The organism is Mesobacillus zeae (genome assembly GCF_003570705.1).
Taxonomy (GTDB): domain Bacteria; phylum Bacillota; class Bacilli; order Bacillales; family Cytobacillaceae; genus Mesobacillus_C; species Mesobacillus_C zeae.
The window spans coordinates 36013-48815 of sequence record NZ_QWVT01000023.1; the positions used below are offsets into that span (position 1 = coordinate 36013).

At 44.5% G+C, this 12803-nt stretch carries 12 protein-coding genes; 3 read left to right on the forward strand and 9 right to left on the reverse strand.

Translation table 11 applies throughout. From position 1 onward, the window contains the following. Positions 1-53: 53 nt before the first annotated feature. Positions 54-662, reverse strand: coding sequence for a TerD family protein (locus tag D1970_RS13605; RefSeq protein ID WP_119113418.1), 609 nt, complete (start codon positions 660-662; stop codon positions 54-56). A gap of 133 nt (positions 663-795) precedes the next feature. On the opposite strand from D1970_RS13605, the gene D1970_RS13610 reads away from it, so the two are divergent. Further along, the gene (locus D1970_RS13610; protein ID WP_119113419.1) at positions 796-1050 is read left to right on the forward strand and encodes a hypothetical protein; all 255 of its coding nucleotides are present in this window, start codon (positions 796-798) and stop codon (positions 1048-1050) included. A 43-nt stretch (positions 1051-1093) separates the two neighbouring features. Here the strand turns inward: D1970_RS13610 and D1970_RS13615 are convergent, their stop codons facing one another. The 6 genes from D1970_RS13615 to D1970_RS13640 form a co-directional block, all read right to left on the reverse strand. Next, positions 1094-1882 (reverse strand): MeeY/MeeF family manganese export membrane protein, encoded by a 789-nt coding sequence (locus D1970_RS13615; protein WP_119113420.1) that lies wholly within the window; start codon positions 1880-1882, stop codon positions 1094-1096. 116 nt (positions 1883-1998) lie between these two features. Further along, positions 1999-2580, reverse strand: a complete 582-nt coding sequence (locus D1970_RS13620) for a YpjP family protein (RefSeq protein WP_119113421.1) — start codon at positions 2578-2580, stop codon at positions 1999-2001. A gap of 337 nt (positions 2581-2917) precedes the next feature. Beyond that, on the reverse strand, positions 2918-3694 hold the full coding sequence (locus tag D1970_RS13625; protein WP_119113422.1) for a class I SAM-dependent methyltransferase: 777 nt from the start codon (positions 3692-3694) through the stop codon (positions 2918-2920). 482 nt (positions 3695-4176) lie between these two features. Further along, positions 4177-4611, reverse strand: a complete 435-nt coding sequence (locus D1970_RS13630; RefSeq protein ID WP_119113423.1) for a BrxA/BrxB family bacilliredoxin — start codon at positions 4609-4611, stop codon at positions 4177-4179. 83 nt (positions 4612-4694) lie between these two features. Beyond that, a complete protein-coding gene (ilvD, locus tag D1970_RS13635) occupies positions 4695-6407 on the reverse strand; it encodes a dihydroxy-acid dehydratase (RefSeq protein WP_119113424.1) in 1713 nt (570 codons plus the stop codon). A gap of 190 nt (positions 6408-6597) precedes the next feature. Beyond that, entirely contained in the window at positions 6598-7719 is a 1122-nt protein-coding gene (locus D1970_RS13640; RefSeq protein ID WP_119113425.1) for a conserved virulence factor C family protein, read from the reverse strand. Between the two features lie 356 nt (positions 7720-8075). On the opposite strand from D1970_RS13640, the gene D1970_RS13645 reads away from it, so the two are divergent. Next, on the forward strand, positions 8076-9050 hold the full coding sequence (locus D1970_RS13645; protein ID WP_119113426.1) for an L-lactate dehydrogenase: 975 nt from the start codon (positions 8076-8078) through the stop codon (positions 9048-9050). A 36-nt stretch (positions 9051-9086) separates the two neighbouring features. Then, positions 9087-10100 carry a PTS sugar transporter subunit IIC gene (locus tag D1970_RS13650; protein WP_119113427.1) on the forward strand — a complete coding sequence of 338 codons (1014 nt, stop codon included), beginning with the start codon at positions 9087-9089 and terminating at the stop codon, positions 10098-10100. A 115-nt stretch (positions 10101-10215) separates the two neighbouring features. Here D1970_RS13650 and D1970_RS13655 read toward each other — a convergent pair whose 3' ends face one another. Both D1970_RS13655 and D1970_RS13660 read right to left on the reverse strand, forming a co-directional pair. After that, on the reverse strand, positions 10216-12099 hold the full coding sequence (locus D1970_RS13655; protein ID WP_119113428.1) for an ABC-F family ATP-binding cassette domain-containing protein: 1884 nt from the start codon (positions 12097-12099) through the stop codon (positions 10216-10218). Further along, positions 12096-12746, reverse strand: coding sequence for an HD domain-containing protein (locus D1970_RS13660; protein WP_181213410.1), 651 nt, complete (start codon positions 12744-12746; stop codon positions 12096-12098). The genes D1970_RS13655 and D1970_RS13660 overlap by 4 nt, the downstream gene beginning before the upstream one ends. Positions 12747-12803: the final 57 nt, after the last annotated feature.

Here is a 12803-nt window from a genome sequence, read left to right on the forward strand (position 1 = left end):
AGTCGATCTACCCTTGGTTTCTTATTTCGGATTGCCCTAAACGGCATTTGCCATTACTTGATATAGGTGGCTGCTATATCATTTAGACTGACAGCGTCTGTTCCCTCGCCAATAGCGGTAAACCGCCATCCTAACTGCTGCCTGGACATTTCTCCGACAACCAGGCTAGTCTTCCCTGTATAATCTTCTGTCAGATGGTATCTGAGTAATTCTTCTGTTTCATTTTCTTTGGTAACCCTTAAATACGCGTTCTGGATCATTCCAAAATGGTGTTTCCTATTTTTAGAGTCATATATATTGACCACAAAGACTAGCTTGCGGATATGGTCTGGTATCCTATTTACTTCCACGACGATTTGTTCGTCATCCCCGCTGCCATCCCCGCTTAGATTATCTCCTGTATGGGTGATGCTCCCATCACGGCTTTGCAAGTTGCCAAAATGAATGACATCAGAATTGCTTTGCAGCTTTCCATCCCTGTCAAGCATGAGGACTGAAGCATCGCAATCTATGTCAGAAACAACTGTGCCAAGGAATTTTTCCATGAGCGCAGTCCTCCAATTTTTAACAGGGTCCCAGCCAAGGCCAACGACCATTCGACCCGATGAGTTTCCATCCGTTACAATATCAAAATAACCGCCTTTTTGAAGCTGTATAGCCAATGTACTCACCTCGCAGTGTCTTAGTATCTAGTTTTTTTAATGATAATCCCTTCCTTTGCCCGAGTTTCCTTTATTCACATTTCCCCCTTATCTGCATATAGTAGATTAACATGCAAAAGTAGGTGAAATTGTTATGCGCTTTGAGAGGAAACTGCGTGATGAACTGACAGACAAAGATATCGAGATGGTTATACGGACAATGAATTCAGGAAAGCTTATTATTATAGACATGCTATTTCTGTCAGCTGTTTTTCTCTTTATGCTCATGCCCCCCCGCTCTCCATTTTATTACTATCCTATTGTTTTTGCTCTGTTGTTTTTTGCCACAGCCGGATTTTTCGCTTTTCTGCATTGGCTGTTTGTCAACTTTCCCAAAAAAAAGGCATAGCTGCTGTCTGCCAAGCATCTATGCCTTCCATCTCTCCATTACATTAAAGGACGTCTTTTTCTTTATACCTGTGCGGGTCTTTCCTCTTCCTGTAGAAATGGACAAGGAAAGTCGCCCCAAATGTGATCAAAAGTAAAATAAAGAAATCACGGTGTTCAATATGGACCCCAAAAACTCCCGCAAACATTTTTGCGGAAATGATTGCAATTAATATATAAGCGCTTGTTTCAAGTTCGGGGATCCTCTCAATCAGTTTGAGGAAAACACCTGCAACGCCCCTCATCATTAAAACTCCAATCATTCCGCCCAAAAGCAGCACCCAGGGCTCCTGGCTGATGCCAAAGGCCGCTAGCACACTATCGACGGAAAAAGCAATATCCATCAATTCTACAGCCGCTACAGTTCCCCAAAAAGTACCGAACATACGTATCAGGACTCCGCTTTTGTCCATTTTCTCTGTATCTTCAGCATCATGATTTACATTATTTCGTTTATCCAGGAAATACTTAGTAGACAGCCAGGCGAGATAGGCCGAGCCAAGGACCTTAACCCACCATAATTTAATTAAGAAAACACCCACTCCGATAGCAATAAATCTGAATATATATGCTCCAATAAGGCCGTAGAACAAAGCCTTTTTCCGTTTTTTTTCGGGAAGATTCTTCACCATTACCGCGAGCACAAGTGCGTTATCGGCAGATAAGAGCCCTTCCATGATGACGAGTGAACCAATCAGGCCCCAGGCAACCGGGTCCTGAAGCACTTTAAGCCACATTTCCCAGTCAAAAAATTGTGCATACGTATCTATGATACCTTGTAAAATATCGGGCATTAAAAATTTCCTCCTGCTTCTTAATCCTCTTCAGAAAGGCCCGGCAAAGCCGGGCCAACCGTTAACCACATTATTATATTATAATGATTTGCCTTGTAAAGGAAAAGCCGAACCTCTTAACTTCTCCATTTAGGAGGGGTGTTCTTATTCCAATAGATTGACCCAAGCTCATGGTGTTCCTGAAACTGATCATGATGAGTGTGATAATGAAAATTAAACCGGAAGCCCTCTTTTGGAGGCTGTTCCCTTCTAACATGGAAACGGATAAGGTCTTGATGGTCTTCTCCGGTGATGTGGAATATTTTTTCTGAGTATCCGCCCCCCGGCTCCTCGGAAATGGCCAAGCTGTCCAGTTTTTCCTCAGGATACTGCTCGGCAATTTCGGCAATAGCCGCCTCGATATTCGGGAGAATCAACTGGCGGAATTCATCTTCTATAACCGGCCCTATTTTCTGCCCGAATTTCTCAAATGACTTTTGCTCCGCTTCACGGATAGCCATGTCCAAAAACCTTTCCCTTGTTTCTTGTTCTTCAAACACACTTTCTTTTTGCTGGACGACTGCAGCCCGTGTTGGAATGGAAGAGTCATCTTCCCTAGAAGGAGGATATAAGAGCACATTGGCCTGTGCGGGTGTAACAATTCCAAGCGTAATCACGGAAATCAATGCTACTAACGATTGTCTGATCCATTTTGGCATAGCTTCTACCTCGCTGTCTAATAGGGATGACCGCCTGCAAAACGGCTTTTTCTTTCACTTATCATTATTATACTTCTTATCTACGGAAAAAGAGGGCAGGAGGTTTCATTTTTTAATAGTTTGGGTAAAAGTTTTCTTAGATGATCTATTACGTTTTAAGTGGATAAATGTACAGCTTTTACATTCTGAAATAATGAGGGGGAAATGTAGTGGACTTGTCCATGGTAACCGTCATACTAAGTTTGGTCATGATGTTATATTTCATTTATCTGGCAATTACCGATTAAGCATGAGCCTATCTTTCGCATTTTATACAGACTGAAAGGGTAATTTCCTTTCAGTCTTTTTCAATTACACCGAAATGGAATTTTGCTGATTTCCGTTTAAACACCTTGAATGCAAATTCGCTGAATCTCTCGCTTCTAAAGTGATCCTTCAGAAGCACTCTTTTCTTTGCAACTCGATAAGCTTCCTCAAGCACACGGCTGCTTAGCCCGCTGTAATCAGCGAATCTTGCAAGGCCCCTGATTCCATCAGACTCAAGGATAGTTTCTTCAAACATTGGATCAAAATAGACGCAGTCAATGCTATTGTCTCCCATCCCTTTTAATAAAGTAAGAGAATTAGATTGAAAGACCCGAATGGCATTCATCGCTGAGTCCATTTCTGCCAAGCCCGACTTCCAGTGAATTAATCCATCCCTTACTATATAAGCGAGATACGGATTGCTTTCCACGCCGATGACCTGGCCGGTGGGACCTGCTGCGAATGCGGCAACAATACTATCGGAACCAAGTCCCAGTGTACAATCAAGGAAAGACATGCCCGGCTCCAGCCTTGCAGCCTCGGTCAACGGATCACACTCTCCTTTAATGAGCCTTTTGATCCTGAACATCGCTGAATTTGGGTGAAAGAAAAATGGCTTACTCTCGCCAAAAGGGTAAAGCTCAATCCTTGCCCTTCCTCTCACAATGCAGTCATCATTTTCGGATTGCATTAAATCCAGAACTGATCGTTTTCGCCTGGATACATACTTTGCATTCAGGATTGCTGCAGTTTCTTTTGCCAAAAGCACCGTTTCATCATCTGTACGGCCTCCTGTAGTTACAATCATGAAATCACCACCTTTTATAAGAAAAGCGAAAGCGCCCGTTCAGCGCCGTATGGACTGGAGCACACTGACTGAGATAAAGGAAACACGATGAGCTTTGCGAATCAATGTTGACTTATAACGCTAAGGGCGCGCACGTCCTGTGCGCAACGCCTTACTCGCACATCCTGTGCTTCGTCGCAGGGAAGTGGGCGAAGTCCACTAGGTGCTGGGCGCTGTAGCTGGACAAAGAAAAGCGAAAGCGCCTGTTCAGCGCCGTATGGACTGGAGCACACCCGAATCTAGCTGCGTCTACTAGCCCCTCGAGGTCATAAGCTGTACTGCTCTGTGGCAAACTGCGCCACGCCGCAGTCCATCTTATGCTTCGCGGGGCTGGACAGTCGCCTCGCCTTTTAATGACTGAGATAAAGGAAAACAATATACGTGCCATCAAAAAAACCAAAAGAATGTCTTAATGCATCCTTTTGGCAGACTATCATGTATAACTAGCAATTCTCATTGAATGAAGTTATCAGGTTTTCCATAATTTCTTCCATGCTTCGGCCTTCAATTTCATGCCGTGGAATGAAATGGACGACCTCTTTGTCCTTCAAAAGCGCCATAGAAGGAGAAGATGGTTCAATTCCTGTAAAGTACTCACGCATCTTGGCTGTTGCTTCCTTCTCTTGGCCAGCAAAAACGGTTACGAGATGATCAGGTTTCTTTTCCGAACGAAGAAGTGCCTGCGTTGCGGATGGGCGTGCCAGTCCAGCTGCACATCCGCATACGGAGTTAACGACAACAAGCGTCGTACCGGAGACATTATCCACAAAATCCGCCACTTCGTCAGCTGTTAAAAGTTCTTTAAAGCCCGCGTTGACAAGTTCCTGACGCATTGGCTTAACCATTTGCCTCATGTATTCCTCATATGCCATTGACATCTTAATCCCTCCACTCATTGGTTGCAGTGATAGCATACTATTGTTTTGCTTCTAATGCAATAAAGATGGGCAGGGTAAGAGACTTAAACATTTTGAGGAGAAAGCTGCTTCACCGGCTCGAATTGGTCAGTCACTGCTCCCCTTGAGGCACACGAAACAAGTCGGGAATACTTGGCAAGCGCCCCCCTTATAAGAAGCGGTTTAGGTTTCCAGCTATTCTTCCGCTCTGCCAATTCTTCGACCGTCAAATCAACTTCCAGGATTTTTTCATCACTATTGATTGTAACCATGTCACCATTTTGAATCAATGCAATTGGGCCCCCATCCTGGGCTTCCGGTGCAATATGACCGATAACAAATCCGTGAGATCCTCCCGAGAATCTTCCATCTGTAAGCAAAGCTACATTATCTCCAAGCCCCTTGCCGACAAGGATACCTGAAAGCGAGAGCATTTCTGGCATTCCCGGCCCGCCTTTTGGACCCTCATAACGTATCACCAGAACATCCCCCGGATGGATCTCACCAGCCAAAACAGCTTTTGTTGCCGATTCCTCATCTTCAAATACCTTAGCCGGCCCCGTTATCTTAGTCACCTTCAAGCCGGAAACTTTGGCAACCGCGCCCTCCGGAGCAAGGTTTCCTTTTAGTACGATAAGCGGCCCGTCTTTCCTTAATGGATTGCTAATAGAGTGGATGACATTCTGCCCGGGCTTAAGGCCTTTACATTCCTCAAGGTTTTCAGCAAGTGTTTTTCCTGTGACAGTCATGCAATCACCATTCAAATAACCTTCTTCAAGCAAATATTTCATGACACCCTGTACTCCTCCGGCTTCGTGGAGGTCCTGCATGACATATTTTCCGCTCGGCTTCAAATCGGCAATATGCGGCACACGGCTCTGAATTCGATTGAAGTCTTCGAGCTTAAGATCGACCTCTGCTGAATGAGCAATGGCCATTAAATGAAGGATGGCATTTGTTGAACCGCCTAGAGCCATGACTACAGTTATGGCGTTTTCAAAAGCGGCTTTCGTCAGAATATCCCGCGGGCGCAAATCCATTTCAAGAAGCTTGTATATTGCCTGTCCCGCTTTACGGCAGTCATCGGTTTTCTCAGGGGTCTCGGCAGGGTGCGATGAACTTCCTGGAAGGCTCATTCCAAGTGCCTCGATCGCGCTTGCCATCGTATTGGCCGTATACATCCCGCCGCAGGAGCCTGCGCCCGGGCATGCATTACATTCGATTTTATGGAGGCTTTCCTGTTCAATGGTCCCTTTATTATATTGTCCAACTCCCTCAAATACAGAGACAATATCAAGGTCCTCATCTTTGTATTTCCCAGGTTTGATCGTGCCCCCATAGACAAAGATGGACGGCAGATTCATTCTTGCAATTGACATCATGCAGCCTGGCATATTTTTATCACATCCGCCAATGGCCACAAACCCATCCAGGTTCTCGGCGCCAACTACAGTTTCGATAGAGTCCGCAATCAAATCCCGGCTTGGAAGAGAGTAGCGCATCCCTTCCGTTCCCATCGAAATCCCATCCGAGACAGTGATCGTGTTGAAAATAAGCGGGGCACCGCCAGCTTCTCTTGCACCTTCCTTTGCATTGAATGCCAAATCGTTGATATGGATATTACATGGGGTCACCTCGCTCCATGTACTTGCAATGCCTATCATCGGCTTTTCGAAATCTTCATTTTCAAAGCCAACAGCACGGAGCATTGCCCTGTTTGGTGCGCGAAGGGCACTATCTGAAAAAACATGGCTGCGAATTCTCAAATCCTTTGACATGGTTCATCCCCCTATTTTGATATTCATTAAAATATAGTCCTTTTTTTATATTATTTCAACAATTTTCCGAAATATTATATGATTCTATTTATTCCATCTATTATGATTGCGCTTCCATTAAGAAATGGTAGAAAATCATCTCCTTTAAAATAAAAAAGCCTGATTCCAATATTGGAATCAGGCTCTATTATTAGTTTTTCCTTGCTTCGGTCATTTGCTTCCAGACCGACCCTTTTGCTTCTTCTCCATGTTCAATCCTTGCTGCTGCCAGACTTGCCTGCATGCTAACCTCGAATTCCGGATCTTGCTGTGCCTCTTTCAGGGCAGGCAAGGCTGTTTCATCACCTGCTTCATACAAAAACATGGCCGCTCTCCAGCGCACAAGCTTGCTGACATCCTTTAGGGCTTCTGCCATATAGGGTGCTGCTTCAGGAAAGCCCAAGTCAGACAGGCAGTCGCCCGCTGTCCTCCGCACCGTTACGGTCTTATCTTTTAAGGCCTTGTATAGAAGCGGCAAAACTTTTTTGTCTTCAATCATCCCCAGGTATACTGCCGCAAGACGCCGAATGGACGCCTTTTCATCATCTAGTGCTTTTTCGAGAAGCGAGAGATCGTCCAGCGAAGGGTCTTCCATCTGTTCCATCAGCTGATAGCGCACTTTCCAGTCGTCATTGCTTAAATCCTCAAGTGTTACAGACCTTTTTGCTTTTGCAGTTCTGCCGTCCTGCGGCGCTTGTTCCGGACACCCCATTCTGGCAAGCCGATCGGGCGAATAGGCCGCAACCAGCTCTTCGGTTACTTCGTTCCCGACTTGCTCCAAGTCTCCATATCGGACTCCAAGATCTTTCCAACGCCTGACCATGACAATATTATCATCAGGACTCTGCACCAACACAACAGTCCTGGAAAAAATTTCAGGAAGACCAAACCGACGCTCCTCATTCCCATCCGTCAATTTCACTTGCATGGGGACACCTTTATAAACTTGGACCTGGACCTTGACTTCGCCGAAATGCTCATCAAGTTTCGCCTGGCCATTATTTTCTTCATCTGTATCCTGTCCGAATGCACTCCTTACTTCAGCAAGTATCGCTTTCCAATCAAAGCGGGCATTCCGTTCCACTGCGAGAAAGTCGGCCACATGGTAGACTCCCTTCACTCCAACAATTTCAAGGATTCTCTGAATCACCTCGGGTGCGCCATCTTTGGTTCCTTTTTTATAGTTTTGGCTCTTCCCCATTGGAAGTTCCTCATCGAGATTGATTTTCATTGTATTCGGGCTTGGTGTCGGTTCAATAGAAATAATTCTCAAAATCCCACCCCCTGGTAGCAAAATTAGATTACTTTATTGTAGCATAGACACCTTTTACGGTCATTTGATGCGCTTTATGTATCGGTAGGTAAACTGTCCCCAGAGACTAACCCAGAAAATTCAAATACCTATAATGTTATTTCAAAAAACAAAATATTCTATTTACGTTTGGTTTTCCGTCACATTCCCGTCATTCTTTCTTCACATTGAAAGCGCTATCTGACATTGCACCATTAACAACTTAGTTATACGATATACCTGTTATATAACTCACAATTTATTATTTAAGAAAACTTTTTTAGTAATATCACAAAGTACCACACGGTATTTACTACTGACTTTAGGAGATGACACAAATGGGAAAACACGTTAGGAAAGTTGCCATTATCGGAACAGGGCTTGTAGGATCCAGTGCAGCCTATTCAATCGTAAACCAGGGAATTTGCGATGAATTATTAATGGTTGATATTAATTCGGAAAGAGCAATCGGTGAATCTCTAGACCTCTCACATTGCATTGATTTCACACCATCTAGGACAAAAGTTCATGCTGGTTCATATAAAGACATGGGTGATGTGGAAGTGATTATCATTACAGCCGGCCCCCCTCCAAAACCAGGTCAAACACGTCTCGACACACTAGGGATTGGCGCAAAGATTATGGGAGAAATGATCCCTCAAATAATGGCCAGCGGGTTTAATGGCATATTCCTTATTGCTTCTAATCCTGTAGATATCATTACCTACCATGTTTGGAAACTTTCAGGACTGCCACGAAACAGAGTTATTGGAACAGGAACATCCCTAGATTCTTCCAGACTTAAAACCTATCTTTCCGAGATGTTGAGTGTTGATCCGCGAAGCATTCATGGTTATACAATGGGCGAACACGGTGATTCTCAATTTGCAGCGTGGTCACATGTTACCGTCGGTGGAAAACCCTTTTGCCAAATCCTTGAGGAGCATAAGGATGAATTGGGTGAAGTCGATTTAGACCAAATCGTGGAAGATGTTAAAAAGGTAGGATTTGAGATCCTTAAGCGAAAAGGCACTACGTATTATGGAATTGGAAATGCCTTGGCCTTTATCACAAAATCCATCTTTAACGATGATCATAGCATTATTGCCTTGTCTTGTATTTTGGATGGAGAATACGGGGAAACAAATCTTTGCACAGGTGTTCCTGCCATTATTACCCGAGAAGGTGTTAAAGAAGTTGTTGAACTTAACCTTTCAGAAGATGAACAGTTAAAGTTCGCTAAATCCAACGCAGTATTAAGGGAATATATGGACAGTATTGGCTACACAAGCGAAGTATCAGTAACACGTTAATACATCACCCATCTTTAAGAGAGAAGGCGTTACAAAATGAAAGAATATATTATGCCGAGAATTTTCAAAGCATCCACAGGAATAGCCCAGGGTATCTTTGTGACACTTGGAATCGGCCTCCTGATAAAAAATATTGGTACTAACTTTGGAATTGATGCGCTTGTACAAATCGGTACCATTGCCACTTCTTTAATGGCACCTGCAGTTGGTGCGGGGATTGCGCTTATGCTGGGAGCAAATGCACTAGTTATTTTCTCCGCCATGATTGCAGCCGCAGTCGGAGCTGGTGCTTTGAGCATAACTGAAGCTGGTGTCCTGATTAAAGCAGGTGAACCGATTGGTGCTTTGCTCACAGCGACTCTTGCCACATATATCGGAAAGAGGCTAAGCGGGAAAACATCTCTCGATATGATGATCGTGCCTGCCGGGACAATTTTGGCTGCGGGGTTTGCAGGACTATGGCTATCAACGGTCATTGCCCCTGTATTAACATCAGTAGGTGAAATCATCAAATTATCAACATCCGGCAACCCTTTGCTCTCTTCTGTCATATTGGCTGTCGTATGGGGACTGTTCCTGATATCACCAGCCTCATCTGTAGCTCTAGCTATGGCTCTTGATTTAAGCGGAATCGCAGGAGGGGCTGCATTGGCCGGCTGTGCAGCACATTTCGTGGGATTTTCTGTAATTTCCTGGAAAGAAAATCAACTGGGAGGTGTTTTGGCTCAAGGAATATGCACACCAAAAATCCAGCTCCCAAACATTACGAAGAACCCTTATATTCTTGTTCCAACACTGATTGCCAGCGCAATCGTCGGACCCATTTCGGCGTTGGTTTTTAAAATTGAGGCAGGAAAAGAAATCGCCGGCATGGGGCTAAGTTCCTTTGTAGCGCCACTGCAGCTTTTGACCTCCTACAGCCCTGGTTTTATCATCCCGGCGATGCTTGTCACATATGTTGCAGTCCCCGCAGCCATTTCATTCGGGATATATTACTTGCTTAAAAGATTCGGCAAAATTAAGGATAACGATTTAAGGCTGCCAAACTAATATACAAAAAAACCCGGGAGCATTGCTCTCTGGTTTTTTTGTATCAGACTGTTGAAAAGCCTTCGAATAACCTCCTTGTATCAAGGGCAGTATTCTATTATTATAGGCTAATGGGTTAATTTCCGCCCACCAGCTCTTCAAGGTAACTCCATCTTTCAATGAGATGTTCAAGTTCTTGATTCAGGCATTCTTCTTCCTTCATCAAGCTTTGGGCTTTTTCAAAATCGCTTCCGGTATTCCCCATCTCGAGGCTGATTTCCTCAAGCCTTGCCTCTGCAGCAGTAATTTTTCCCTCCATTTCTTCCCATTCACGCTTTTCATTATATGTCAGCTTCTTTTTCTTCGGCCTTTCTTCGGGAGCAGCCTTTTCTTTTTTGGCTGCAGGCTCTTCCGGCATTTTTCCGGCCTCTTTTTCAAGGAATTCTGTATAATTGCCAAAAACTAGTGAAATTTCCCCCTCTCCTTCGACGACAAGAAGCTGGTCAACCGCCTTATCAAGGAAATAGCGGTCATGGGAAACTGTAATGACGACTCCCGGGAAGTCTTCGAGATAATCTTCAAGGACAGTAAGTGTTTGTGTATCAAGGTCATTTGTCGGCTCATCGAGCAAAAGGACATTCGGTTCCTCTAGGAGAAGCTTGAGAAGGTATAATCTCCGTTTCTCTCCTCCCGAAAGCTTCCTAATTAGTGAACCATGCGTAAAAGGAGGAAATAGGAATCTTTCAAGCATTTGTGCGACTGAAATCACTTTCCCGTCCGTCGTATGGACGACCTGAGCGGTTTCCTTTAAATATTCGATCATTCGCTTGCTTTCATCCAGATCCTCATTTTCCTGGGTGTAGTAGGCGATTTTTACAGTCTGACCTGTTTCAAGTTCTCCAGAGTCAAGCGGGATTCTTCCAGCGAGAATATTAAGCAAGGTTGTTTTGCCCGTTCCATTTCTGCCGATAATGCCAAGCCGGTCTCCGGGCTTGATCAGCATATTGAAATCATTGAGTATAACCTTGTCCGCAAACTTTTTGGAAGCATGCTTTAATTCAAGCACTTGTTTTCCAAGCCTGCTGCCGCCAAGAGCCATATCCAGCTTCTCTCCTGCCTTGCCGGATGAAACATGATTCTCGAGTTCTTCAAACCGCTGAATCCTAGCTTTTTGTTTCGTTGATCTCGCTTTGGCTCCCCGTCTGATCCATTCTAGCTCTCGACGGAATAAATTTTTCTTTTTTTCAAGCGTCGCTGACTCGTTTTCTTCACGAACCGCTTTTGCCTCCAGAAAGCTGGCATAGTTTCCCTTATAGCTGTACAGCGAGCCGGCATCTAGTTCAAAAATACGGTTAGTAACCCGGTCAAGGAAATAACGGTCATGGGTCACGAGAAGGACACTGCCCATATAACGGCCCAAATAGTCCTCAAGCCACTTGATCGTTTCATGGTCTAAATGGTTCGTCGGTTCATCAAGGATCAGCAAATCAGGCGCCTGAATCAAAACACGGGCGAGCGCGACACGTTTTTTCTGGCCGCCGGAAAGCTCACCAGTCCGTTTGCCAAAATCGTTGATGCCAAGCTTTGTCAGAATCGTTTTGGCAGCAGTATTGACATCCCAGCCATCCGCAATGTCCATTTCCTGCTGAAGCTTGAACAAATTGTCATGTACGAGGGTATTGTCGGGGTCTTCCTCGAGTTTTAAAAGCGTGGTTTCATACTCCTTCATCAGCTGCAGAATAGGGGCATCTCCAAAAAACACCTGCTCAAGAACAGTCAATTCCGGATCAAGCTCCGGTTCCTGCGAAAGATATGAAATTCTGTAATCCTTGGCGCAGACAATATCTCCTGAATCGGACAAATCCACACCTGCGACGATTTTAAGTAATGAGGATTTTCCTGTTCCGTTTACACCAATAAGCCCTGCTCGTTCCCGTTCTCCAATCGTAAAGGAAATATCATGGAAAAGTACTTTTTCTCCATAAGATTTTGTCATATTTTCAACTGAAATCATTTTCATGCTTTACCATTCCATTCACTGTAAAATTGTTCAAGAAAGTCCTCCATGACATGATGGCGCTTTTCGGCAAGGAGTCTTGCTGAATCTGTATTCATCCTGTCTTTCAGCTTTAGCAGTTTCTCATAAAAATGATGGATGGACGAACTGTTCCCTGAGCGATATTCGGCAGCAGTCATACTTTCACGAACAGGCAGTCCTGGATCATAAATCGCCCGGCTTTTTTTCCCTCCATAGGCAAAAGTCCTCGCGATTCCAATCGCACCCATTGCATCAAGGCGGTCTGCGTCCTGCACTATTTTTGCCTCGATTGTCTCCGGTTCTTTATTGGTTCCGCCCTTGAAAGAAACTGTATCTATACAATCAATAATCCGGCTTGAAATCTCGGCGGGAAGCATCAGCGAATCTATATAACATTTCAGCCTCTTCCACCCTGTTTCTTCCGAATCATTCAGCTTTTCATCGGGAATATCATGCAGGAGGGCAGCCATTTCAATGATAAACCGATTTCCGTCGTTTTCAAGCTTACAAATGGACAGCGCATTTTTCCTGACCCTGTCAATGTGATACCAATCATGCCCTGATGTATCTTTTCCCAATACTTTCCTGACAAAGTCTTCTGTGTTCCTGATGATTTCCTCCATCAGCAAACACCTCCTCATCCTTCTGTGCTATTTTACCACGAAGGGGGAGATATTCCACACCCG